This window comes from Streptomyces sp. 7N604 (assembly GCF_052245475.1).
In the GTDB taxonomy this organism is placed as follows: Bacteria; Actinomycetota; Actinomycetes; order Streptomycetales; family Streptomycetaceae; genus Streptomyces.
Window position 1 is genome coordinate 251,141 of sequence record NZ_JBQQBX010000007.1, and the last position, 22,467, is coordinate 273,607.

General features: G+C 72.5%; 21 protein-coding genes and 4 pseudogenes. 14 read left to right on the plus strand and 11 right to left on the minus strand.

From position 1 onward, the window contains the following. Nucleotides 1–88: 88 nt before the first annotated feature. Entirely contained in the window at nucleotides 89–1,114 is a 1,026-nt protein-coding gene (locus ACTWP8_RS10435) for a DMT family transporter (RefSeq protein ID WP_443321846.1), read from the minus strand. Here ACTWP8_RS10435 and ACTWP8_RS10440 point away from each other — a divergent pair. Next, nucleotides 1,113–2,567: an aminotransferase-like domain-containing protein gene (locus ACTWP8_RS10440; protein ID WP_443321847.1), complete on the plus strand. Its 1,455-nt coding sequence runs from the start codon at nucleotides 1,113–1,115 to the stop codon at nucleotides 2,565–2,567. The genes ACTWP8_RS10435 and ACTWP8_RS10440 overlap by 2 nt on opposite strands. A 72-nt stretch (nucleotides 2,568–2,639) precedes the next feature. On the opposite strand, the gene ACTWP8_RS10445 is transcribed toward ACTWP8_RS10440, so the two are convergent. From ACTWP8_RS10445 to ACTWP8_RS10455, 3 genes are all read right to left on the minus strand, one after another. Further along, complete coding sequence (locus ACTWP8_RS10445) at nucleotides 2,640–3,539, minus strand: SRPBCC family protein (RefSeq protein ID WP_443321848.1); 900 nt, start codon at nucleotides 3,537–3,539, stop codon at nucleotides 2,640–2,642. Beyond that, nucleotides 3,536–3,880: an ArsR/SmtB family transcription factor gene (locus ACTWP8_RS10450; protein ID WP_443321849.1), complete on the minus strand. Its 345-nt coding sequence runs from the start codon at nucleotides 3,878–3,880 to the stop codon at nucleotides 3,536–3,538. Before ACTWP8_RS10450 ends, ACTWP8_RS10445 begins: the two co-directional genes overlap by 4 nt. 72 nt (nucleotides 3,881–3,952) lie before the next feature. Next, nucleotides 3,953–4,912: a GlxA family transcriptional regulator gene (locus ACTWP8_RS10455; protein WP_443321850.1), complete on the minus strand. Its 960-nt coding sequence runs from the start codon at nucleotides 4,910–4,912 to the stop codon at nucleotides 3,953–3,955. Between the two features lie 102 nt (nucleotides 4,913–5,014). On the opposite strand from ACTWP8_RS10455, the gene ACTWP8_RS10460 reads away from it, so the two are divergent. Then, nucleotides 5,015–5,314 (plus strand): putative quinol monooxygenase, encoded by a 300-nt coding sequence (locus ACTWP8_RS10460; RefSeq protein WP_443321851.1) that lies wholly within the window; start codon nucleotides 5,015–5,017, stop codon nucleotides 5,312–5,314. 273 nt (nucleotides 5,315–5,587) lie between these two features. Then, a complete protein-coding gene (locus ACTWP8_RS10465) occupies nucleotides 5,588–5,896 on the plus strand; it encodes a DUF4326 domain-containing protein (RefSeq protein WP_443321852.1) in 309 nt (102 codons plus the stop codon). Nucleotides 5,897–5,979: 83 nt separating this feature from the next. Here ACTWP8_RS10465 and ACTWP8_RS10470 read toward each other — a convergent pair. Then, nucleotides 5,980–6,075 (minus strand): annotated as a pseudogene (locus tag ACTWP8_RS10470) (carboxymuconolactone decarboxylase family protein); the annotation flags it as partial. A gap of 53 nt (nucleotides 6,076–6,128) precedes the next feature. Next, nucleotides 6,129–6,302, minus strand: a pseudogene (locus tag ACTWP8_RS10475) (hypothetical protein); the annotation flags it as partial. A 48-nt stretch (nucleotides 6,303–6,350) separates the two neighbouring features. On the opposite strand from ACTWP8_RS10475, the gene argC reads away from it, so the two are divergent. Genes argC through ACTWP8_RS10500 form a run of 5 tightly spaced genes read left to right on the plus strand, consistent with a single transcriptional unit; the run spans nucleotide 6,351 to nucleotide 11,200 of the window. Continuing rightward, complete coding sequence (argC, locus tag ACTWP8_RS10480) at nucleotides 6,351–7,379, plus strand: N-acetyl-gamma-glutamyl-phosphate reductase (RefSeq protein ID WP_443321853.1); 1,029 nt, start codon at nucleotides 6,351–6,353, stop codon at nucleotides 7,377–7,379. After that, nucleotides 7,376–8,527, plus strand: a complete 1,152-nt coding sequence (gene argJ, locus ACTWP8_RS10485; RefSeq protein ID WP_443321854.1) for a bifunctional glutamate N-acetyltransferase/amino-acid acetyltransferase ArgJ — start codon at nucleotides 7,376–7,378, stop codon at nucleotides 8,525–8,527. The genes argC and argJ overlap by 4 nt, the downstream gene beginning before the upstream one ends. Beyond that, nucleotides 8,524–9,438 carry an acetylglutamate kinase gene (gene argB / locus ACTWP8_RS10490; protein WP_443321855.1) on the plus strand — a complete coding sequence of 305 codons (915 nt, stop codon included), beginning with the start codon at nucleotides 8,524–8,526 and terminating at the stop codon, nucleotides 9,436–9,438. The genes argJ and argB overlap by 4 nt, the downstream gene beginning before the upstream one ends. Then, nucleotides 9,435–10,628, plus strand: coding sequence for an acetylornithine transaminase (locus ACTWP8_RS10495; RefSeq protein WP_443321856.1), 1,194 nt, complete (start codon nucleotides 9,435–9,437; stop codon nucleotides 10,626–10,628). Before argB ends, ACTWP8_RS10495 begins: the two co-directional genes overlap by 4 nt. 5 nt (nucleotides 10,629–10,633) lie before the next feature. Next, a complete protein-coding gene (locus ACTWP8_RS10500; protein WP_443318150.1) occupies nucleotides 10,634–11,200 on the plus strand; it encodes an arginine repressor in 567 nt (188 codons plus the stop codon). Nucleotides 11,201–11,257: 57 nt separating this feature from the next. Here ACTWP8_RS10500 and ACTWP8_RS10505 read toward each other — a convergent pair whose 3' ends face one another. The 4 genes from ACTWP8_RS10505 to ACTWP8_RS10520 form a co-directional block, all read right to left on the minus strand. Next, nucleotides 11,258–11,998 carry an FAD:protein FMN transferase gene (locus tag ACTWP8_RS10505; protein ID WP_443321885.1) on the minus strand — a complete coding sequence of 247 codons (741 nt, stop codon included), beginning with the start codon at nucleotides 11,996–11,998 and terminating at the stop codon, nucleotides 11,258–11,260. Nucleotides 11,999–12,029: 31 nt separating this feature from the next. Next, nucleotides 12,030–12,614: an FMN-binding protein gene (locus ACTWP8_RS10510; RefSeq protein WP_443321857.1), complete on the minus strand. Its 585-nt coding sequence runs from the start codon at nucleotides 12,612–12,614 to the stop codon at nucleotides 12,030–12,032. A gap of 4 nt (nucleotides 12,615–12,618) precedes the next feature. Beyond that, nucleotides 12,619–14,004: a ferredoxin reductase family protein gene (locus tag ACTWP8_RS10515; RefSeq protein ID WP_443321858.1), complete on the minus strand. Its 1,386-nt coding sequence runs from the start codon at nucleotides 14,002–14,004 to the stop codon at nucleotides 12,619–12,621. A 302-nt stretch (nucleotides 14,005–14,306) separates the two neighbouring features. Continuing rightward, nucleotides 14,307–15,713, minus strand: a complete 1,407-nt coding sequence (locus ACTWP8_RS10520) for a hypothetical protein (protein WP_443321859.1) — start codon at nucleotides 15,711–15,713, stop codon at nucleotides 14,307–14,309. Nucleotides 15,714–15,871: 158 nt separating this feature from the next. Between ACTWP8_RS10520 and ACTWP8_RS10525 the strand changes: the two genes are divergently transcribed. From ACTWP8_RS10525 to ACTWP8_RS10545, 5 genes and pseudogenes are all read left to right on the plus strand, one after another. Then, on the plus strand, nucleotides 15,872–17,065 hold the full coding sequence (locus ACTWP8_RS10525) for an argininosuccinate synthase (RefSeq protein WP_443321860.1): 1,194 nt from the start codon (nucleotides 15,872–15,874) through the stop codon (nucleotides 17,063–17,065). 123 nt (nucleotides 17,066–17,188) lie between these two features. Beyond that, nucleotides 17,189–18,619: an argininosuccinate lyase gene (gene argH, locus ACTWP8_RS10530; protein WP_443321861.1), complete on the plus strand. Its 1,431-nt coding sequence runs from the start codon at nucleotides 17,189–17,191 to the stop codon at nucleotides 18,617–18,619. A 23-nt stretch (nucleotides 18,620–18,642) separates the two neighbouring features. Further along, the gene (locus tag ACTWP8_RS10535; RefSeq protein ID WP_443321862.1) at nucleotides 18,643–19,617 is read left to right on the plus strand and encodes an aldo/keto reductase; all 975 of its coding nucleotides are present in this window, start codon (nucleotides 18,643–18,645) and stop codon (nucleotides 19,615–19,617) included. 11 nt (nucleotides 19,618–19,628) lie between these two features. Continuing rightward, nucleotides 19,629–19,742 (plus strand): annotated as a pseudogene (locus ACTWP8_RS10540) (TetR family transcriptional regulator); the annotation flags it as partial. Between the two features lie 48 nt (nucleotides 19,743–19,790). Beyond that, nucleotides 19,791–20,346 (plus strand): annotated as a pseudogene (locus ACTWP8_RS10545) (hypothetical protein); the annotation flags it as partial. On the opposite strand, the gene ACTWP8_RS10550 reads toward ACTWP8_RS10545, so the two are convergent. Then, complete coding sequence (locus ACTWP8_RS10550) at nucleotides 20,285–20,956, minus strand: lysophospholipid acyltransferase family protein (protein WP_443318126.1); 672 nt, start codon at nucleotides 20,954–20,956, stop codon at nucleotides 20,285–20,287. The pseudogene ACTWP8_RS10545 and the gene ACTWP8_RS10550 sit on opposite strands and share 62 nt — an antisense overlap. Before the next feature lie 303 nt (nucleotides 20,957–21,259). Between ACTWP8_RS10550 and ACTWP8_RS10555 the strand changes: the two genes are divergently transcribed. Beyond that, nucleotides 21,260–22,405 carry a glycerophosphodiester phosphodiesterase gene (locus ACTWP8_RS10555; protein WP_443321863.1) on the plus strand — a complete coding sequence of 382 codons (1,146 nt, stop codon included), beginning with the start codon at nucleotides 21,260–21,262 and terminating at the stop codon, nucleotides 22,403–22,405. Nucleotides 22,406–22,467: the final 62 nt, after the last annotated feature.

Consider the following 22,467-nt stretch of genomic DNA (forward strand, 5'->3'; position numbering starts at 1 on the left):
AGCGGCCCTGAGGAAGCAGGCGCAACGCCCCACGCCGCCTGGCACGGCACCTCGCTCAGTTGCCGGAGTCGTCCGAGTAGGCCCTCCCCTAGCCTTCGGCAGGGGGGACCCCAGAGGACGATCCGCCGCCTTGCGATGTACCGCACCAGACGACGCGGGACGTCACGCCTGCTTCCTCAGGGCCGCTTGCCCGCTGTGTGACGGCGATGCAGACGAGGACGGCGAGAGCGGTGAGCGGGGCCGCGGGGGTGAGGTGTTCGCCGAGCAGCAGCACGGACCAGACGAGGGTCAGCAGGGGCTGGGCGAGCTGGAGCTGGCTGGCCCGGGCGACGCCGATGGCGGCCATGCCGCGGTACCAGACCAGCAGTCCCAGGAACTGGGAGCCCGCGGCGAGCCAGAGCAGCCCGGCGACCGCGTGGCCGGTCAGCCGTACGGGCTCGGCGAGGAGCGCGAGCGCGGCGCCGGGGACGGCGAGCGGCAGGCAGGCGATGAGCGCCCAGCCGATGACCTGCCAACCGGGCAGGTGCCGGGCCAGCCGCCCGCCCTCGGTGTAGCCGGCCGCGCAGATCAGCAGGGCGGCGAAGAGGTAGAGGTCACCGGCCGTCGGTGCGCCGCCGCTCTGCAGCAGGGCGAAGGCGATGACGGCCGCGGCGCCGGCGAGGGCCGCGAGCCAGAAGGTCCCGGACGGCCGGGCGCCCGTGCGTACGGCCGAGAACGCGGCTGTGGTCAGCGGGAGCAGGCCCACGACCACGGCGGCGTGGGAGGTCGAGGAGGTCTGCAGGGCCAGGGTGGTCAGCAGGGGGAAGCCGACGACGACTCCGGCGGCGACGACGATCAGGCCTGCCCAGTGGCGGCGGTGGGGGACCGGGACGCGTAGGGCGAGCAGGCAGCTTCCCGCGATGAGGGCGGCGAGCACCATACGGACGGTGGTCACGGTCCACGGGCCGAGCCCCTCCAGGGCCCATGCGGTCGCCGGGAAGGTGAGGGAGAAGGCGGCCACGCCGAGGGCCGCGAGGACGGATCCGCCGGGTCCGTCCGATGCCCTGGCCGGGCGGCCGGTTCCGCTTGCGACCGCTATCGTCGCCGGGGCAGTAGCGCTATCCTGTGCTCTCATGCAAGAGCGTAGCAGTGTGGCTGAGCTGGCGGAACGCCTGCGGAAGGACCTGAACCGCTACTCGACAGGCGAGAAGCTGCCGTCGAGCCGGGCGCTGGTGGAGCGCTACCGGGTGAGTCCGGTGACGGTGACGCGGGCACTGGCCGTACTTGCGGGGGAGGGGCTTGTCGTGACCCGGCCGGGTGCCGGTGCCTTCCGCGCCCAGCCGCGCAGCCGGGTGCCCGAACCGGGCGACACCTCCTGGCAGGAGCTGTCGCTGAGCGCCGAATCGGCAGCGGCGTCCGGCGAACCGATCCCGCGCACCGTCGACGCCTCCGGGGTGCTCGCGACGCTCGCCGCGCCGCCGCCCGGCGTCATCGAGTTCAACGGCGGCTATCTGCACCCCGCGCTCCAGCCCGAACGTGCGCTGGCCGCGGCCCTGGCCCGCGCCGGGCGCCGTCCAGGCGCGTGGGGCCGCCCGCCGATGGAGGGCCTGGCGGAGCTGCGCGCGTGGTTCGCGCGGGAGATCGGCGGGCCAGGCGGTCCGGTGGGAGCCTCCGAGGTGCTGATCACCGCGGGCGGCCAGAGCGCCCTCACCACGGCCCTTCGCGCGCTCGCCCCGCCCGGCGCCGCCGTCCTCGTCGAGTCGCCCACCTACCCGGGGATGCTCGCGGTCGCACGCGCGTCGGGGCTGCGCCCGGTGCCGGTCCCGGTGGACGCCGAGGGCGTACGGACCGAGCTGCTGGCCGCCGCCTTCAGGGCCACCGGAGCCCGGGTGTTCGTATGCCAGCCGCTGTTCCAGAACCCGACCGGGGCCGTGCTGGTGCCGCGGCGCCGGAGCGAGGTCCTGCGGGTGGCGCGCGAGGCCGGTGCGTTCGTGGTGGAGGACGACTTCGCGCGCGGACTCGTGCACGAGGGCGCGGGGGAGCTGCCGCCGCCGCTCGCCGCGGAGGACCCCGACGGCGTCGTCGTCCACGTACGGTCGCTGACCAAGGTCACCTCGCCCAGCCTGCGGGTCGGCGCGCTGGCCGCCCGCGGTCCGGTGCTCAGCAGGCTGCGGGCGATCCAGGTCGTCGACAGCTTCTTCGTCCCGCGCCCGCTCCAGGAGGCGGCCCTCGAACTCGTCGGCGCGCCCGCCTGGCCCCGCCACCTGCGCACCGTCGCGGCCGAACTGCGCGCCCGCCGCGAGGCGATGGCGAGCGCGCTGGGCCGGGAACTGCCGGAACTGGGGCTCGGCCACGTCCCGTCGGGCGGCTACCACCTGTGGCTGCGGCTGCCGGAGGGCACACAGGAGGACGCGGTGGTCACCGCCGCCCTCCGCGCGGGCGTCGCGGTCGCCCCCGGCAGCCCGTACTTCGCGGCCGAACCGCCCGCGCCCCACCTGCGGTTGAGCTTCGCCGGTGTGGCGGGAGCGGGCGAGATCGCGGAGGGCGTACGGCGCCTGCGGACCGCCTGCGGCGAGGCCATGGCGTAACACCGGTGCCCCGGGCACGCTCGGCACCGCCCCGCCCGGCGGCCACCTGCCTTCGGCTCGCAGCGCTACGGATCAGGCCCGCGGCAGCGCGCGCAGCTGCTCGGCGAGCTGGGCGATGCGGGACTTCCACGCCTTCAGGGCGGTATGGCGTTCCGCCGTCAGGTCGTTGGGGCCGGTCTGGGTCAGGACGAGCCGGGCGCCGTGGCCCGTTCCGGTGCTCAGCTCCCAGCGGACGCGGCCGCCGGTACGGCCGCCGGACTCCCACTCGTATTCGAGCAGCGCCGGTGCCTTGACCGACGTGACCGCTCCGGGGTGCACCTTCTTACTGGTGAAGGCCTGCGGCACGGCGTCGCCGGCCTCGGGCTCCGCGGCGCCCTCGCCGGTCAGCTGCGCCCACACCTGCTCGGCGGGCTGGGTCAGCTGGCGCTCGAAGCGGACGAGCCAGCCGTCGGCCGTGTCCGAGAAGGTTCCGCTGTCCAGGCCGAACTTCTCGACGTACGAGTCGTGCAGCTCGGCTGCCGGATAGCCGGGCTCGAAGGGCCGCTCGGCGACCACCGCCTCCAGGGCGTCGAGGCAGACCTGCCAGCCACTGGCGTAACTGGCCGCGCCGTACCGGTCGTCGAAGATGTGGGTGAAGACGAGCAGAGTGCCCGCCGCGCCCTCGGGCCGCAGCTCGAAGCGCACCAGATCGTCGCTCTCCCGGGTCATCCCGGGGGGAGCGTGCTGGCTGAAGGCGAAGAGGCGGGGCGGGTCGAGCTCGGTGACGATCGCGTCCATGGTCGTGCCCGCGCCGTCGTCGAAGTGGATCTTCCCGCCGATGCGCAGCTCCAGCTCGGTGGCCCGGAACGGGTACCACTGGCTGAGGTGCTCGGGCTCGGTGATGGCCCGCCAGACCTTCTCCGGCGGGTGGGCCAGCCGCCGCTCGATGCGCAGGACGGGGCGGCCGTCCACGGTAGTCAGCGTCTCGTTCATGACTGATCCTTCGGGTCGCGGTCGGTACCGGGGTCCTCCGGCATGGCGTCGAGGTGTCGTTCGAGTACGTCGAGCCGCTCCTCCCAGAGTCGCCGGTACGGCGCGAGCCACGCGTCGACCTCGGCCAGGGGATCGGGGCGCAGCTCGTACCACCGCCGCTGGGCGTCCCGGCGGACTCGCACGAGTCCGGCCTCGCGCAGCACGCGCAGATGCTTGGAGGTGCCGGGCTGGCTCAGGCCGAGGCGGTCGGTGAGTTCACCGACCAGGCGGGGGCGCTCCAGCAGCAGATCCAGGATCTGCCGGCGGGTCGGCTCTGCCAGCACGTCGAAAGGTATGGACACACCTCGAACATACTGAGAGAGCTATATAACTTCAAGGGAATGTAGCGCAGCCTGCGGCACAGGGCCCGAGTGTCAGCGTCTGCGCAGGGCGCCAGCGGTCGCACCGGTGCGTTCGCGGAGCAGGATCCGGAGGGTGTTGGCGTGCTCGTAGCCGACCTTGCGGGCGATGACCTCCAGCGGCAGGTCCGTGGTCCGCAGCAGATGTGAGGCCCGCTCGACCCGGAGGTCCTGGACGAAGCGGACGGGCGAGGTGCCGAGCGTGCGGCGCACGGCGCGCTGGAGGGTGCGCTCGCTGACGCCGAGGGCGCGCGCCGCGTCCGTCATGGCGATCGGCTCGTCCAGGTGCAGCCGCGCCCAGCGCTCGAAGGCGGCGACGGTCGGATCGCTCTGCGCGAGGGCGGCGGAGATGGTGTACGACGCCTGGGAGGGGCGTTCGTCGATCACCAGGTACCTGGCGACGAGATCGGCGAGTGCCGGGCTGGTCATCCGGACGACCGCGAGGGCGAGGTCGACGTGCCCGAAGGCGGCGCCCGCCGTCGTCACGCCGTCGGACGGGACCACCATGCGGGTCTCGTCCACCGTCACCGCCGGGTAGCGCTTGCGGAAGACCGGGGCCAGCCACCAACTCGTCGTGGCCCGGCGCCCGTCGAGCACTCCCGACTCGGCGAGCAGGAAGGTCCCCGTACAGGCCGAGGCGACCGGCGTGCGGCGTGCGCGCGTCTCGGCGACGAGGCGGCGGGCGGCCGCGGAGCCGGGCCCCGAGACATGCGCGATCAGCGCGTCCGGCCGCCGCTCGGCCAGCGCCGGAACGAGCAGCAGGTCCGCCCCCTCGGCCTCGGCGACGGGCGCGGTCGTGACCACGTGCCCGGCGCCCGTACGGACGCGGCGGCGGAAGCCGACTGTCGTGACCCGCCAGGCGGGTGGCGGCTGCGGGAGTTCGCCGCGCATGGCGTTCGCCCCATCCAGCACGTCGAGGAGCGCGGCGAGTCCCGAGTCGAAGACACCGTCGTACGCGAGCACGGCTATATCCATGACGGAAACGATATCGGATGAGTCGTTTACGACACTGGGTGCCCGGTGCCCTGCCCCTTAGATTCCCTGGTGTTCACCGAAAACCACCCTGTGGAGTGCCCCATGACGAATCTCGGTCTGCTCGCCCGGATCGAAGCCAAGCCCGAGTACGCCGACAAGGTCGAGACCCTGCTGCGCGATGCGCTGCAGCTCGCCAGGGAGGAGGACCACACCGTCACCTGGTTCGCGTTCCGGGAGAACGCCACCACCTTCGGTGTCTTCGACACCTTCGAGGACGAGCAGGGCCGCTCCGGCCACCTGCGGGGCAGGATCGCCGCCGCGCTGATGGAGGCGGCGGAGACCATGCTCGGCTCGGCACCGGACATCCGCCCCGTGGAGCTCCTGGCGGTCAAGCTTCCCTGATCCGGTCCGCCCGCGGACGCGGGCGCGTCCGGCGTGACGGGAACGCTATGAGAGCTGTCGCTAGCGACGCTCCCCGAGATCGCCGGACGCGCCCGGGTTCGCTGTATCGGCAAGCACAGGCAACCGCTCGGGACGCGGAGTCGGCTCCCGACCGCGCCGATCTGCGGCGGCGAGGGTGGTCGGGGCGGCCGACGGGAAGCTGTACGCGCACGGGACCACCACCTGCGCCCCTTCTCCCTGCCGGGCGCGGCCTGAAAGGCGAGGATGGGGAGCATGGGCCGGACGACCGTCGTCAATCTCAAGGGCCACCGGGACGATCCGGACTACGCGGACGTGGTCTATGTGGGCCGTCCGATGCACCGCGGCGGATGGGATCTCAAGGGCTCACCGCTCGCCAGCCCCTTCCGCCCCGGGCCTGACGGCACGAGGGAGGAGGTCGTCGAGAAGTACCGCGCGTACCTCCTCGGCCGCCCCGACCTCCTCGCGCTGCTGCCGGAGCTGCGCGGCCACAGGCTCGGCTGCTGGTGCGTCCCCGAGCCGTGCCACGCCCAGGTCATCGCGGAACTCGCCGACGCCGGCTGACCACGGTGCGGGCGCACGCGCCGGCGACGCGGGCGGCGTCTGAGGGCGCGCGCTGCCGCGATGTCCGCGGACGGCCGGGGCTGTTACTGCGCCCCGAGGGGGAGGCCGCGCTCGCCGAAGACCTTCTTGGCGACGAAGGTCGCGTTGAGCGCCTTGGGCACGCCGCAGTAGACGGCGGAGTCCGGCAACCAGCGCCGCTACCGGGCGGCTGGCCGACCCCCTCGATCAGTCCCGCCTTCTCGTAGTAACGCAGAGTGTCGGGTGACGGCCCCGTGTGTTCGGAGACCTGGGCGATGGTGAGCGTGTCCGCCACGGGCTGCGGGAGGGAGTTCCCGTGCGTCATGAAATGACCGTAAAAACTTGGAGCGCGCTCCAAGTCAAGCGCCGACCGGGGTCTGCATTGCATAAAGCTGCTGCATTCCGTATAGTCATGCCATCGATGAGGAGGATTTCGATGGCAGTGCGAGCGGCAGTGGCGGGAGCGAGCGGATACGCGGGCGGGGAACTGCTCCGTCTGCTGCTCGCGCACCCCGAGGTCGAAGTCGGTGCCCTGACGGGGAACTCGAACGCGGGTCAGCGGCTCGGCGCCCTCCAGCCGCACCTGCTGCCGCTCGCCGACCGCGTGCTCCAGCCGACCACCCCCGCGGCCCTCGCCGGCCACGACGTGGTCTTCCTCGCCCTGCCGCACGGGCAGTCCGCCGCCGTCGCTGACGAGCTCGGCGAGGACGTCCTGATCGTCGACTGCGGCGCCGACTTCCGGCTCCGGTCCGCGGCGGCCTGGGAGAAGTTCTACGGCTCCGCGCACGCGGGCACCTGGCCCTACGGCCTGCCCGAGCTGCCCGGGGCCCGCGACGCGCTGCAGGGGTCCAAGCGCATCGCGGTCCCCGGCTGCTACCCGACCGCCGTCTCCCTCGCGCTCTTCCCGGCGTACGCGGCCGGGCTCGCCGAGCCGGAGGCCGTGATCGTCGCCGCCTCCGGCACCTCGGGCGCGGGCAAGTCGCCCAAGCCGCACCTGCTGGGCAGCGAGGTCATGGGCTCCATGAGCCCGTACGGCGTCGGCGGCGGCCACCGCCACACCCCCGAGATGGTCCAGAACCTTTCGGCCGCGGCGGGCGAAGAGGTCACCGTCTCCTTCACCCCCACCCTCGCGCCCATGCCCCGCGGCATCCTCGCCACCTGCCATGTGAAGGCCAGGCCGAGGACGACTCCGCTCCAGGTCCGGGAGGCGTACGAGAAGGCGCTCGCCACCGAGCCGTTCACCCACCTGCTGCCGGAGGGCCAGTGGCCGTCCACCGCGGCCGTGTACGGATCGAACGCCGCACTGATCCAGGTCGCCTACGACGAGGCCGCCGGCCGCATCGTCGCGATCAGCGCCATCGACAACCTGACCAAGGGCACCGCGGGCGGCGCGGTGCAGAGCATGAACGTCGCCCTCGGACTGCCCGAGGAGACGGGACTTTCCACGATCGGAGTCGCGCCTTGAGCGTCACGGCAGCAAAGGGATTCACGGCGGCGGGCATCGCCGCCGGGATCAAAGAGAACGGCAACCCCGACCTGGCGCTCGTCGTCAACACCGGGCCGCGCCGCGCCGCCGCGGGCGTCTTCACCTCCAACCGCGTCAAGGCCGCCCCCGTCCTCTGGTCCGAGCAGGTCCTCAAGGGCGGCCGGGTCTCCGCCGTGATCCTCAACTCCGGTGGCGCCAACGCCTGTACGGGACCGCTCGGCTTCCAGGACACCCACGCGACCGCCGAGAAGGTCGCGGGCGTGCTCGGTGAGAGCGCGGCCGAGGTCGCCGTCGCCTCCACCGGCCTGATCGGCATCCGGCTGCCCATGGACAAGCTGCTGCCCGGCGTGGAGAAGGCCGCGGCCGAACTCTCCGCACACGGCGGCGAGAAGGCCGCCATCGCCATCAAGACCACGGACTCCGTCCACAAGACGGCCGTCGCCGAGGGCGAAGGCTGGACCGTCGGCGGCATGACCAAGGGCGCGGGCATGCTCGCCCCCGGTCTGGCCACCATGCTCGTCGTCCTCACCACCGACGCCGACCTCGAGGCGCCGGAGCTGGACAAGGCGCTGCGCGCCGCGACCCGTACGACCTTCGACCGGGTCGACTCCGACGGCTGCATGTCCACCAACGACACCGTGCTGCTGCTCGCCTCCGGGGCCTCCGGAGTCACGCCCGGCTACGACGCGTTCGCCGGCGCGGTCACCCAGGTCTGCGAAGACCTGGCCCGTCAGCTCATCGGCGACGCCGAGGGAGCCTCCAAGGACATCCGCATCGAGGTCGTGGGCGCGGCGAGCGAGGACGACGCCGTCGAGGTGGGCCGCTCCATCGCCCGCAACAACCTCCTCAAGTGCGCCATCCACGGAGAGGACCCCAACTGGGGCCGGGTGCTGTCCGCGATCGGCACCACTTCAGCCGCCTTCGAACCGGACAGGCTGAACGTCGCCATCAACGACGTCTGGGTCTGCAGGAACGGGTCGTTCGGCGAGGACCGCGATCTGGTCGACATGCGCTACCGCGAGGTCCGTATCACCGCCGACCTGGCCGCGGGCTCCGACTCCGCGGTCATCTGGACCAACGACCTCACCGCCGACTACGTCCACGAGAACAGCGCCTACTCCTCATGAGCACTCGTAAGCACACCGCCCTGCCCAAGGCGCAGACCCTCATCGAGGCACTGCCCTGGCTGACCCGCCACCACGGCAAGACCGTCGTCATCAAGTTCGGTGGCAACGCCATGGTCGACGAGGAGCTGAAGGCCGCCTTCGCCCAGGACGTGGTCTTTCTGCGGCACGCCGGACTCAAGCCGGTCGTCGTGCACGGCGGCGGCCCGCAGATCAGCGCGCACCTCGACAAGCTGGGCCTGGTCTCGGAGTTCAAGGCCGGCCTTCGCGTGACCACGCCCGAGGCGATGGACGTCGTACGGATGGTGCTCGCCGGGCAGGTGCAGCGCGAGCTCGTCGGGCTGCTCAACCAGCACGGCCCGCTCGCGGTCGGCATGACCGGCGAGGACGCGCACACCATGACCGCGACCAAGCGCTACGCCCGGATCGACGGCGAGACCGTGGACATCGGCCGGGTCGGCGAGATCACCGAGATCGACGCGGGCGCCATTCAGGCGCTGCTGGACGACGGCCGGATCCCCGTCGTCTCCTCCATCGCCCGCAGCGCCGACGACGGCCACGTCTACAACATCAACGCGGACACGGCCGCTGCCGCGCTCGCCGCCGCGCTGGGCGCTGAGACGCTGATGGTCCTCACCGACGTCGAGGGCCTGTACGAGGACTGGCCGAACAGCGACGACGTGATCAGCAGACTCACCGCGAGCGAGCTGGAGAAGCTGCTGCCCGACCTCGCCAGCGGCATGGTCCCCAAGATGGAGGGCTGCCTGTACGCCGTACGCAACGGCGTACACACCGCGCGCGTCATCGACGGCCGGGTCCAGCACTCGATCCTGCTGGAGATCTTCACCGACGAGGGCATCGGCACGATGGTCGTGCCCGACGCGCCCGATACGTCCGAGGAGGGGCACGCATGACCAACCAGGAGCTGACCCAGCGCTGGCAGGGCGCCCTGATGGACAACTACGGCACGCCGCGGCTGCCCCTCGTCCGCGGCGAGGGCGCCAAGGTCTGGGACGCCGAGGGCACCGAGTACACCGACTTCGTCAGCGGCATCGCCGTCAACTCCCTCGGCCACGCCCACCCGGCCGTCGTCCAGGCCGTGTCCGACCAGATCGCGACGCTCGGGCACGTCTCCAACCTCTTCGTCGCCGAACCGCCCGTCGCCCTCGCCGAGCGGCTGCTCCAGCTCCTCGGCCGCCCGGGGAGGGTCTACTTCTCCAACTCGGGTGCGGAGGCGGTCGAAGCGGCCTTCAAGATCGGGCGGCGCACCGGCCGTACCCACATCGTCGCCGCCCTCGGCGGCTTCCACGGCCGCACCATGGGCGCCCTCGCCCTCACCGGACAGCCCGCGAAGCAGGACCCCTTCCTGCCGCTGCCCGGCGAGGTCACCCATGTGCCGTACGGGGACGCGGACGCGCTCCGGGCGGCCGTCACCACGGACACCGCCCTCGTCATCCTCGAACCCGTCCAGGGCGAGAACGGCGTCGTAGTCCCGCCCAAGGGCTACTTGGCCGCCGCCCGCGAGATCACCCGCGCCACGGGCACGCTGCTCGTCCTCGACGAGGTCCAGACCGGCATCGGCCGTACGGGCCACTGGTTCGAGCACCAGGCCCAGGGCGTCGAGCCCGATGTGGTCACCCTGGCCAAGGGCCTCGGCGGCGGCCTGCCGATCGGCGCCACCATCGCCTTCGGGGCGGCCGCCGACCTCCTGACGCCGGGTCAGCACGGCTCCACGTTCGGCGGGAACCCGGTCGCGTGCGCCGCCGCGCTCGCTGTCCTCGACACCATCCAGACCGAGGGAATCCTCGACCAGGTCAAGCGCATCGGCGAGCGGCTGCGCTCCGGAATCGAGGCGCTCGGGCACCCGCTCGTCGGCCATGTCCGCGGCGCGGGCCTCCTGCTGGGTATGGTGCTCACCGAGTCCGTTGCGCCCGGGGTGCAGCGGGCGGCGCAGGACGCCGGTCTCCTGGTGAACGCTCTTCAGCCCGACGTGGTGCGGCTCGCCCCGCCCCTGATCGTCGGTGACGACGAGGTGGACGCGTTCCTCGGGGCGCTCCCGGCCGTTCTCGACGCCGCGTACGGGGACCGACGATCCGGAGAATGACGACGATGACCGAGGCGCAGGACAGCGAGCGCGGCAGAGCCGACAACGGAGGGCCCGAGCACGGCGGGCAGGCCGTACCGCAGACCCGTACCGCGCGCCACCGCCGGATCGTCGACATCCTCAACCGGCAGCCGGTGCGGTCGCAGAGCCAGCTCGCCAAGCTGCTCGCCGACGACGGGCTCTCCGTCACCCAGGCCACCCTCTCCCGCGACCTGGACGAGCTCGGCGCAGTGAAGATCCGTAACACCGGCGGCGAGCTGATCTACGCGGTGCCGAGCGAGGGCGGCGACCGTACGCCGAAGGCCCCGCTCGGCGAGTCGGCCAAGGAGGAGCGGATGCGCCGCCTCTCCGGCGAACTCCTCATCTCCGCCGAGGCCTCGGCCAACCTGGTGGTGCTGCGCACCCCGCCCGGCGCGGCCCAGTTCCTCGCCTCGGCCATCGACCAGGCGGAGCTGCACGACATCCTCGGCACCATCGCGGGGGACGACACGCTGCTCCTCATCAGCCGCGCCTCGGACGGGGGCCAGGCGCTGGCGGACCATCTGCTGCGACTGGCGCAGAAGGCGCGCTGAACTGCCCGGTACGCCCCGGGCGTACGGCGGCCCGTACGCGGCCCGCGCAGCCGCGAGTCACCCCACCTCGGCGAACTGCAGGAAGCCCGCCGTGCACCAGGTGCTGCCGTCGAGGCCGACCGCGACCGCCTCCACGCCGGGGAGCTCCTCCAGCCAGTCGCGCGCGGCCGAGCCCCGGGCGAAGGCCGCCGTGGCCCAGGCGTCCGCAGCGGTCAGGCCGCGGGCCAGCACGGTGACGGAGGCGAGCGGGTGCCGGGGCGGGGCGCCGGTCCGCGGGTCCAGCACGTGGCAGCCGCGCTCCGCGGTGCCCGAGGTGGCCACGGCCAGCTCCCCGGCCCCTTCGACCACGGCCACGAGCTCGCCCGGCTGCAGCGGATCGCTGATGCCGATGCGCCACGGCCGGCCTTCCTCCCGGTGGCCGCTCAGCTGGATGTCCCCGCCGCCGTTGATGCAGCTGTCGCCGACACCGCGGACGGCCAGCAGCCGCGAAGCGCGCTCCACCGCCCACCCCTTGACCAGCCCGGTGGGGTCGAGCCCACCCGCGTACCGGGTGCTGAACCAGCCGTCGCTGCGCGCCTGCGCGGCCTCGCACAGGGCCAGCACCTCCGAGACCAGCGGATCGCACTCCGCCGCGGTCAGCTCGCCGCGGGCCAGCCGGCTCAGCTCGCTCTCCGGCTTGTAGAGCGAGAACAGCCGGTCCACCTCGTGCAGCCAGTGCACGGCCTCGTCCACTGCCGCGGCCGTGCTCGCCCGCGCGGCCGCCTCGCCGCGGATGTCGAACGAGAACACCGTGCCCATCGCGTGTTCGACGCGGCGCAGCCGCCGCCGCTCAGACACCGGCCTTGTCCAGTGCGCTCTGCAGGGAGCTGATATAGCCCTCACTGGTGTACGAAGCTCCGGACACCGCGTCGATCGCGCTGCTCTGGGCCGCCACCGCCGCCTTGTTGAGCTGGGGGACCGCGGAGGACGTGATCTCCTTGGAGCGCGGCGCCGACGACGGGGCCTGGACCGCGGAGGCCTCCGTGATCCGGTCTCCGGAGAGGGTGATCCGGACCTGCACAGGGCCGTAGTCGGTCTCCGCGGTGTCACCGGTGACGGTGCGGGACGCGGCGGCCTCAGGCGGATTGGCGGGCTGCTCCGGCGCCTCCGGCTGCCCGGATTTCTGCGGTGGCTCGGCCGGTGGCTGGGGCTCCTGCTGCCCGCCGGGGTTCCCGCCGCCCAGTTGCTCCGACTGCCCCTGGCCGCCGGCCGGGGGAGCGGAGGCCGGCGGCGCCGCGGGCAGCCCGCCCACCGGAGCCCCGGCCTGTGTCGAACTGCCGGGCAGCCCCGGCGCCTTGAGCGCCAGCAGCAGCACGACGCCGGAGACCGTGGCGGCGGTGCTCAGCAGCACGCGCCGCATCGGATGCTTCTTCATGGGCTCACCATTCGAAGGACTCGTGGTGGATACGGGGGGCCGGGACGCCCGCCTCCCGCAGGGCGGCGAAGGACTCCTCGGCAAGACCCGGCGGTCCGCACAGGTACGCGTCGTGCTTGGCGATGTCGGGGAGGACCCGGAGCAGGTTCTCCGCGCTGATCTCGGGACGGCCGCCGTCCGGTCCGTTCACCGCGTACAGCAGCTTGGCGCCGCGGGCGTCCGCGATGGCCTTCAACTCGTCCCACAGCGCCAGGTCCTCGTGCCGCCGCGCCCGGTAGAGCAGGGTCAGGTCCCCGGGCCGGGCGGGGATCGTCTCGAAGAGCGCACGCAGCGGGGTGATCCCGGCCCCGCCCGCGATGAGCAGCACCTTGGTACCGCGGCCGCGCTGCCTGCGGGCGGCGGTGAGCGCGCCGTACGGGCCCTCCGCCCAGACCCGGGTGCCGGGCTCCAGCCTGGCCAGTGCCGTGCTGTGGTCGCCCGCGGCCTTCACGGTGATCCGGAGCCGGTCGTCGCGGGGTGTGGCGGAGAGCGAGTACGGATTGGCCGTCCAGCGCAGCTTCTTGGCGAGGAACCGCCAGCGGAAGAACTGCCCGGCCTCCGCGCCCAGCTTGTCGAGCCGCCGCCCGGTCATGATCACGGAGACGACGCCGGGCGCCTCGTCGACCGTCGACTCCACGCGCAGGCGGTGCCGGAGGTTGAGGCGTACGGGCGTGAGCACCCGGTACCAGATCACCAGCCCGGTCGCCGTGCCGTACAGCGCGTACCAGACGGTGCGGGCGGCCGGGTCGGTGGCGAACTCGGCGCCGGTGGAGAGCTGGTGCCAGAAGGCGAGGAAGACCGCCGCGTAGGTCAGCAGATGCAGGTAATACCAAGTCTCGTAGCGGATCCGGCGGCGTACGAGGCCGGCCGAGATACCGGCGACGAGCAGCAGCAGGCCCGTGCCGATGGCCGCCTCGATCATGTCGGGATAGTCGAGGACGACGCTGAAGGCCTGCTCGACGAAGGCGGTGCCCGCCTGTGTCGCGTAGCCGCCCACGATCAGCCCGATGTGGGCGAGCACGAGACAGACGGTGTAGCGGCCCGCCATCGCGTGCCAGCGCGTCACCCGGTCGGAACCCACCCGGCGTTCGAGGGCGGGGACCCGGGCCATCAGCGCGACCACGACGGCGGTGGAGTAGCCGGACAGCAGGCCGGTGATCCGGCCCGCGCCGGTGAGCCAGTCGGCGGTGGCCGAGACCGCCGTGGTGTTCTGCCACCACAGCCCGAGCACCGCGACCGCACCGCCCCACAGGCATGCGAGCAGGGGTTTCTCGGGGGAGCGGCGCGGCCGCATGCGACGCTCGGCCTGACGCTTGGCGGCCCTGCCTTGGTACGGAATGGTCGTCGTCAACGGTCTCGCCTCCCATGGCGCCCTGCGCGACCTGTGTTGACGAGTGATACGGAGAGGGCGGGGCGGCGACTCAATGGCCGGGAGGATTCGCCGCGAGGTTCACGACGATCGCCCCCGCGCCCGGCCCGTTGGCCTCGCCGAAGTGGCTCCGGGTTCCGGCCGTTCTCGCGGAGATGGGCGGTCGTCTCGGAGCCGCTTGCCGCAGAAGTCCAGGCAGGCGACGGTCAGTTCGCCGTGTACGGTCGGCGTGCCGGAGCGGCAGTGGATGTTCGGCTCCGCTGCGCCGTAAGAGCGAGGGTGTTTCAGCGGCCGATCCGCAGCAGCCAGCGGAGCAGCGCCGCTGTTCCGGCGCCGACGTCCGGCTCGTGATGATCGATCAGCGCCACCAACTCTGCGCGTTCCCCGGCCGGGATCGTGCTGGTCGGACCGGGTGCCCAACGCGAGGCGGCCGTACGGGCCCTGGCCCGCAGCCGCGGGTCCTCGTCCGCCGACATGCGCACGGCCGCCCGCAGCCCTGCGGCGCCGCCGTGGGCGCACAGGACGCGGAATGCCGCGGCCCGGACGTGCCGGGGGCGGTCCGTGCTGAGCCGTTCGCCGAGCCACTCCTCCGGCACCAGCCGCGCGGACGGTACGAGCGCGGCGGCGGCCTCCCGGGCCACGGCCGGCGCGGTGTCCTCCAGCAGCGGCCGCAGCCGTCCGGCGCCCGCCGCGTCCAGCGTGCACAGCGCGGCCAGACCCGCCGCGGCACGCGCGCGTACCGCAGGACGCGAATGAGCGAGGAGCGGCCACAGCAGCCCGGCGTCCGCGCGCGTGCCGCACTCGGCCAGACCCGCGGCGGCGCCCGGCCGGAGCTCGACCGCTCCCGGGTCCGCGCACAGGGCGCGGTAGAGCGGGACCGGATCGGTGCCGTGCTGCCGCAGCACCCAGCGCGCGCAGGCCCGTACGAGCGCGGAGCGGTCGGCGAGGAACAACTCCGCCTCGGCGGCTCGCCCGGCCCGCCTGAGCGCGGTGACGCCCGCGGACCGCACACGCGGCTGACGCCCACCGAGCAGCAGGCCCAGCACCTCGTCGCACGCACCGTCGGCCGCCCCCGCGAGCGCCGCCTCCGCGCAAAGGTCCTGAACGACCACATCGGTGTCGGTCGCGGCAGTGCGGGCCAGCCTGGCGGGGGAGAGCAGCCGCTGCCCGACGGCGATGCGGTAGGCCAGCCGGCGCACGCTCCGGTCCCCGCTGCCGAGCAGTATCTTGAGCGTCTCGTACGGGCCGCTCCTGAGGGTCTCCTCGAGCAGCTCGCGGGCGAAGCCGCCCCGGCTGCGGCGCGCCACGCGCAGCACCACCGCGGCGAGCAGCGGCATCGCCTGCGGCTCGGCGGCGGGCAGCAGGTCGCGGAGGAGGGCGCGGGCGCGGTCGCGGACCGGGGCGGCCCAGTCGGAGCAGCGGATCACGACCAGGGGCAGCAGGTCGGGCGCGTCGGCGGCCCACCGCAGGGCGGCCTCGCGTATCCGACCGTCGGGGTGGCAGAGGGCTACAGCGAGTTCCGTGTCGCTCGGGGGCTTGAAGCGCCCGTACCGCCCGTATCCCGCGAGGTCGCGCACACCGATGTCGAGGGCCGTCCACGCCCGGGCGTCCGCCGTGCCGAGCGCCGCCGCCAGCATCCCGTGCACCAGTCCGGTGGCCTCCTCCCCGGCGCCCCCGACCTCCCAGCCCATCCGTGCCGCCCCCGTCCTGTCCTCGACGGGCCTGATCGTACCTGTGCGGCCGCGGCCGGCTCCCGGCAATTTTCCGGGCTCCGAGCAGGCGCGTTGACGAAACATACGGAGGAGTGCATACTTATTCCATTCAGTGAATGCACCGTAAGGAGAGACCCGTGACCGAGCGCGTCGTACTCGCCTACTCAGGCGGCCTGGACACCTCCGTCGCCATCGGCTGGATCGCCGAGGAGACGGGCGCCGAGGTCATCGCCGTTGCCGTGGACGTCGGCCAGGGCGGCGAGGACCTGGACGTCATCCGCAAGCGCGCGCTCGCCTGCGGTGCGGTCGAGGCGGAGGTCGCGGACGCCAAGGACGAGTTCGCCGATGAGTACTGCCTCCCGGCGATCAAGGCGAACGCGCTGTACATGGACCGCTACCCGCTGGTCTCGGCGCTCTCCCGGCCCACCATCGTCAAGCACCTCGTCGCCGCCGCCAAGAAGCACGGCGCGACCACCGTCGCCCACGGCTGCACCGGCAAGGGCAACGACCAGGTGCGGTTCGAGGCGGGCATCTCCTCCCTCGCCCCCGGCCTGAAGTGCATCGCCCCGGTCCGGGACTACGCGATGACCCGGGACAAGGCGATCGCCTTCTGCGAGGAGAAGGGCCTGCCGATCGCGACGACCAAGAAGTCCCCGTACTCCATCGACCAGAACGTCTTCGGGCGGGCCGTCGAGACCGGCTTCCTCGAGGACATCTGGAACGGACCCGTAGAGGACGTCTACGAGTACACGGAGAACCCGGCGACCCCGCGCGAGGCCGACGAGGTGATCATCACCTTCAAGCAGGGCGTCCCGGTCGCCATCGACGGCAAGCCCGTCACCGTGCTCCAGGCGATCCAGCAGCTCAACGAGCGGGCCGGCGCCCAGGGCATCGGCCGGATCGACATGGTCGAGGACCGGCTGGTCGGCATCAAGTCCCGGGAGATCTACGAGGCGCCCGGCGCGATCGCGCTGATCACCGCGCACCAGGAGCTGGAGAACGTCACCGTCGAGCGCGAGCTGGCCCGCTACAAGCGGCAGGTCGAGCAGCGGTGGAGCGAGCTCGTCTACGACGGCCTGTGGTTCTCCCCGCTCAAGCGGGCCCTCGACGGCTTCGTCAACGAGGCCAGCGAGCACGTCTCGGGCGACATCCGGATGACGCTGCACGGCGGCCGGGCGGTCGTCACGGGCCGGCGGTCGCAGGAGTCGCTGTACGACTTCAACCTGGCGACGTACGACACGGGTGACACCTTCGACCAGTCGCTGTCGAAGGGCTTCATCGAGATCTTCGGCATGTCGTCGAAGATCGCGGCCAAGCGGGATCTGGCCTGATTCGATAGGCACAGGCACAGGCACAACAGCCGCCTCCTCGCCGTGACAAGGCGGGGAGGCGGTCGGCTGGGGGCCTGGGGGCGTCCCCCAGAAACGCGGCACCACCCTTGAGGAGCGTAAGCAGTGAGCAACGGCAACAGTGGCGATGTCCGGCTGTGGGGCGGCCGGTTCGCCGACGGACCGGCCGAGGCCCTGGCCAAGCTGTCGGCGTCCGTCCACTTCGACTGGCGGCTCGCGCCGTACGACATCGCCGGTTCCCGTGCCCACGCGCGCGTGCTCCACAAGGCCGGGCTGCTGACCGCCGACGAGCTGGAGCGGATGCTCACCGGTCTCGACCGGCTCGAAGCCGACGTCGCCAACGGCAGCTTCACCGGCACGATCGCCGACGAGGACGTGCACACCGCCCTGGAGCGCGGGCTGCTGGAACGGCTCGGCCCCGACCTCGGAGGCAAGCTGCGGGCCGGCCGGTCCCGCAACGACCAGATCGCGACGCTCTTCCGGATGTACCTGCGGGACCACGCCCGCATCATCGGCGGCCTGATCGCCGACCTCCAGGGGGCGCTCATCGGCCTCGCCGAGGCGCACCCGGACGTCGCCATGCCGGGCCGTACGCACCTCCAGCACGCCCAGCCCGTCCTCTTCGCCCACCACGTCCTCGCCCACGTACAGGCGCTGTCGCGGGACGCGGAGCGGCTGCGCCAGTGGGACGAGCGCACGGCGGTCTCGCCATACGGCTCGGGCGCGCTCGCGGGCTCCTCGCTCGGCCTCGACCCGGAGGCGGTCGCCGCCGACCTCGGCTTCGAGCGCGGCTCCTCGGGCAACTCCATCGACGGCACGGCCTCCCGTGACTTCGTCGCCGAATTCGCCTTCATCACCGCGATGATCGGAATCGACGTCTCCCGGATCGCCGAGGAGGTCATCATCTGGAACACGAAGGAGTTCTCCTTCGTGACCCTCCACGATGCGTTCTCGACCGGCTCTTCGATCATGCCGCAGAAGAAGAACCCGGACATCGCGGAGCTGGCGCGCGGCAAGTCCGGGCGCCTGATCGGCAATCTGACGGGCCTGCTGGCGACGCTGAAGGCGCTCCCGCTCGCGTACAACCGCGACCTGCAGGAGGACAAGGAGCCGGTCTTCGACTCCTGCGACACGCTGGAAGTGCTCCTGCCCGCGTTCACCGGGATGATGGCGACCCTCACGGTCAACCGCGAGCGCATGGAGGAGCTGGCCCCGGCCGGGTTCTCGCTGGCGACCGACATCGCGGAGTGGCTGGTCAGGCAGGGTGTGCCGTTCCGCGTGGCGCACGAGGTCGCGGGCGAGTGCGTCAAGGAGTGCGAGGCGCACGGCATCGAGCTGGATCAGCTGACGGACGATCAGTTCGTCAAGATCTCGCCGCATCTGACGCCGGAGGTCCGTACGGTCCTGAACGTGCCGGGCGCGCTCGCCTCGCGCAGCGGACGCGGCGGCACTGCACCGTCCGCGGTGGCCGTCCAGCTCGCCGAGGTCAAGGCCGACCTGGCGGAGCAGAAGGCCTGGGCGACGGCCAAGGGCTGAGGAAAGCTGAGGGGTTTGGGATCATGGCCTTCGCCCGGCTCGCGGAAGCCGCCACGCCGACCGCCCGCATCGGGCTCGGCCTGGCCGCCGTCGGCCGGCCCGGGTACATCAACCTCGGCCGGGGCCGTGATCTGCCCGCCGACCGCACGGTCGACGCGATGCGCGAGCGCGCGCACGAGCTGCTGGATTCGGCGTACGAGCGCGGAGTGCGGTACGTCGACGTGGCGCGCTCGTACGGGCGGTCGGAGGAGTTTCTCGCGGACTGGCTGCGGCGGCGCCCGGACGCGCGGGACGTCGTGGTGGGCAGCAAGTGGGGCTACACGTACACCGCGGACTGGCGCACCGACGCCGAGGTGCACGAGGTCAAGGACCACGGTGTGGCGACCTACGACCGGCAGCTCGCCGAGACCCGGCTGCTGCTGGGGAAGCGGCTCGACCTGTACCAGATCCACTCCGTCACGCCGGACAGCCCCGCCCTCACCGACCGGGCGCTCCACGACCGCCTGGCCCGGCTCGCCGGCGAGGGCGTGACGATCGGGCTGTCGACGAGCGGGCCAGGGCAGGGGGATGCCATCCGCGCGGCGCTCGACGTCACGGTGGGCGGTGAGCCGCTGTTCAGGACCGTTCAGGCCACGTACAACGTGCTGGAGACCTCGGCCGGGCAGGCGTTGGCCGAGGCCCGTCAGGCGGGCCTCGCGGTGATCGTCAAGGAGGCCGTGGCCAACGGCCGTCTGGCGACAGCCGCGGAGGCTCCTCCGGAGGTGACCGCGATCGCCGAGGAGACGGGTACGGCGTGCGACACGGTCGCCCTCGCCGCCGTGCTCCACGAGCCGTGGGCCACGGTAGTCCTTTCCGGCGCGGCCACGGTCGGCCAGCTCGCGTCCAACATCGCGGCCGCGGACGTGGAACTGGACGAGCGGCAGCTCGCGCGTCTCGCCGGACTTGCGGAGGCCCCCGGCGCCTACTGGCGCCACCGCTCGTCCCTGCCATGGGCTTGAGCCGCCCACTCGTCGCCAAGGCCGCCGGGATCAGCCGGGCCACTCTGCACCGGCGCTTCCCCGGTCGGGACGCGCTCGTGCGCGCCCTCGGCGTGCTCGGCACCCAGCAGGTCGAGGAGGGCCTCCCCTTGTTCACCCGGCGCCAACTCACGCTCTGAGCGCCCCTGCTGGACATGTCGCAGTTCCTGCAACTCGTGCAGGGGCGCGAGCCGCTGGAGGCCGGGCTCGCCGAGCTGCCCGCCGCCGTCGGCGCCGTGGCGACCGGGCTCGTGGCCGGAATCGGCGCCAGGCGCTACTCCGTACGGGCGGTGGTCGCGGGCGGTCTTGCGGCCGCCGGCCTCGCGCTCGCCGCGCTGACCCCGCTGCACGCGGGCACCGGCTACCCGCTGCTCGGTGCGGTGCTGCTGGTCGTCGGCGCCGGCGCGGGCTTCTCGTTCACGTGGGCGCGGCGCTGGGCATCGCGCTCCTCGGCGCGGCCGTCACCGCCGTCTACCGCGGCTTCACGGCCCGGCGGATCGCCTCCGGCGTGGAGCGGTTGTGCTGCTCGTCACGGCCGCGGCAGCGTGGTTCCTGCTGCGCGGTCAGAAGCTGGAGGACACACGGGGAGCCAGGAGATTCGTTCCGCCGCGGCGGCCGGCGACGACGCGGCCGCCGCGGCGGAACGCATCTACGCCGCCTTCGCCTTGGTGGCGTACATGTCCACGTACTCCTGGCCCGACAGCCGCATGACCTCGCTCATCACCTCGTCGGTCACCGCCCGCAGCACGTACCGGTCGCGGTCCATGCCCTCGTACCGGGAGAAGTCCAGCGGCTTGCCGAAGCGGATGGTGACGGGGTGGATGTGCGGGCGGCCGCGGCCGCCCGGCTGCACCTTGTCGGTGCCGATCATCGCGAACGGCACCACCGGCGCGCCGGTCATCAGGGCCAGCCGCGACACGCCCGTACGGCCGCGGTAGAGGCGGCCGTCGGGGGAGCGGGTGCCCTCGGGGTAGATACCGAAGACCTTGCCCTCCTCGAGCACACGGCGGCCGGTCATCAGCGCCGCGACACCGCCGTGCCCGCCGTCCCGGTCGACCGGGATCATGCCGCCGATGTTGCTGAAGAACCAGGCCATCGCCCGGCCCTTGATGCCCTTGCCCGTCACGTACTCGTCCTTGCCGATGAAGAGCACCTGCCGCTTCACCACCAGGGACAGGAACATCGAGTCGATGAACGTGACGTGGTTGCCGGCCAGGATCACCGGGCCGGTCTCCGCGATGTGCTCGGCGCCCTCGACCTTCGGCCGGAACAGGACGCGCATGAGCAGTCCCAGCAATGCCTTGAGCAGGATGCGCAACAAAGGGCCCTCCGGTCGTCATGGTCGGCTTCAGTCACACACCGCGGGAGGCTGTCCACCGCACGAGTGTGCAGGTGAGGACGATACTCGCGGCTCCTTCAGGATCGCACGTCGGGTTCACGCCTCTGATACTCAACGTTGACGTGTGTTTCCACCGCGTTCGGGCCGTTGTCTCCCACACGCAAGGCGCGGACGCCTACGATCAGGCGTTGTTTGTCAGGTGCGGGACACAATTCCGGGACACCGGGACAATCACACATTCGCAGTGCACCCGGCACAGCATGGGATGAGAAGCGAGGAGTGCTCATGGAGCAGGAGCAGCAGCCGAGACGGCGGGCCCTTCTGGGCGCGGCGGCCGCACTCGGCGCGGGAGCGGCGGTGTTCGGCGGGTCCGGTGCGGCGGCGGCCGCCGAGCCCACGGGGAGCGGTGACCGCGGCCGCCTGCCGGTACCGACCGTCATCGCCCACAGGGGCGCCAGCGGCTACCGCCCGGAGCACACCCTCGGCTCGTACCAGCTCGCACTCGACATGGGTGCGCACGTCATCGAGCAGGACCTCGTACCGACGAAGGACGGGCACCTGGTCTGTCGTCACGAGAACGACATCACCGGCACCACCGATGTCGCCGCGCACCCCGAGTTCGCGGACCGCAGGACGACGAAGACGGTCGACGGCGAGCAGCTCACCGGCTGGTTCACCGAGGACTTCACGCTCGCCGAGCTCAAGACGCTGCGCGCCAAGGAGCGCATCCCGGCCGTCCGCCAGGAGAACACCCTCTACGACGGGCGCTGGCAGGTGCCCTCCTTCGAGGAGGTGCTGCAGTGGGCCGACGAGAAGGGGCGCAAGCGCGGCCGGCCGGTCTGGCTGCACGTCGAGACCAAGCACCCCTCGTACTTCCGCAAGCTGGGTCTCGGCCTGGAGGAGCGTCTGGCCAGGCTGCTGCGCGCGTACGGGCGTGACAGAAACGATTCGCCGAACTTCCTCCAGTCCTTCGAGCCGAGCAGCATCGAGCGGCTCGCGGGGCTCGTCGACTGCCCCAAGGTCGTCCTGCTGTGGACGGCGGACTACCGCCCCTGGGACTTCGAGGAGTCCGGCGACCCGCGCACGACCGCGGACCTCATCACGCCGGAGGGGCTGAAGTGGATCGCGGGCTTCGCGCAGGGCATCGGCCCGGTCCTCGACCTGGTCATCCCGCCGGGGCCGGACGGCAAGCTGGGCGAGCCGACGACGCTCGTACGGGATGCGCACAAGGCGGGCCTGATCCTGCACCCGTACACGATGCGCAACGAGAACCAGTTCCTGCCCGCCGAGTTCCGCCGCGGCACGGACCCGACTGCGTACGGGGACGCCTTCGGCGCGTTCAAGGTCTACTTCGAGACGGGCATCGACGGCATCTTCTCCGACAACGCCGACACGGCGCTGCTCGCGCGGGCGGACTTCGTCGGGGAGTAGGGCGCGCCGCGGCAGGCAGCGGGCCCGCCTTCTCCCTGTTCAATCTGCCGCTTTTCTCCCCG

Coding starts and splice junctions, on each gene's coding strand:
- ACTWP8_RS10440 (WP_443321847.1), top strand. CDS start 1,113: ATGCAAGAGCGTAGCAGTGTGGCTGAGCTGGCGGAACGCCTGCGGAAG.
- ACTWP8_RS10435 (WP_443321846.1), bottom strand. CDS start 1,114: ATGAGAGCACAGGATAGCGCTACTGCCCCGGCGACGATAGCGGTCGCA.
- ACTWP8_RS10445 (WP_443321848.1), bottom strand. CDS start 3,539: ATGAACGAGACGCTGACTACCGTGGACGGCCGCCCCGTCCTGCGCATC.
- ACTWP8_RS10455 (WP_443321850.1), bottom strand. CDS start 4,912: ATGGATATAGCCGTGCTCGCGTACGACGGTGTCTTCGACTCGGGACTC.
- ACTWP8_RS10460 (WP_443321851.1), top strand. CDS start 5,015: ATGACGAATCTCGGTCTGCTCGCCCGGATCGAAGCCAAGCCCGAGTAC.
- ACTWP8_RS10465 (WP_443321852.1), top strand. CDS start 5,588: ATGGGCCGGACGACCGTCGTCAATCTCAAGGGCCACCGGGACGATCCG.
- argC (WP_443321853.1), top strand. CDS start 6,351: ATGGCAGTGCGAGCGGCAGTGGCGGGAGCGAGCGGATACGCGGGCGGG.
- argB (WP_443321855.1), top strand. CDS start 8,524: ATGAGCACTCGTAAGCACACCGCCCTGCCCAAGGCGCAGACCCTCATC.
- ACTWP8_RS10495 (WP_443321856.1), top strand. CDS start 9,435: ATGACCAACCAGGAGCTGACCCAGCGCTGGCAGGGCGCCCTGATGGAC.
- ACTWP8_RS10500 (WP_443318150.1), top strand. CDS start 10,634: ATGACCGAGGCGCAGGACAGCGAGCGCGGCAGAGCCGACAACGGAGGG.
- ACTWP8_RS10505 (WP_443321885.1), bottom strand. CDS start 11,998: ATGGGCACGGTGTTCTCGTTCGACATCCGCGGCGAGGCGGCCGCGCGG.
- ACTWP8_RS10510 (WP_443321857.1), bottom strand. CDS start 12,614: ATGAAGAAGCATCCGATGCGGCGCGTGCTGCTGAGCACCGCCGCCACG.
- ACTWP8_RS10520 (WP_443321859.1), bottom strand. CDS start 15,713: ATGGGCTGGGAGGTCGGGGGCGCCGGGGAGGAGGCCACCGGACTGGTG.
- ACTWP8_RS10535 (WP_443321862.1), top strand. CDS start 18,643: ATGGCCTTCGCCCGGCTCGCGGAAGCCGCCACGCCGACCGCCCGCATC.
- ACTWP8_RS10555 (WP_443321863.1), top strand. CDS start 21,260: ATGGAGCAGGAGCAGCAGCCGAGACGGCGGGCCCTTCTGGGCGCGGCG.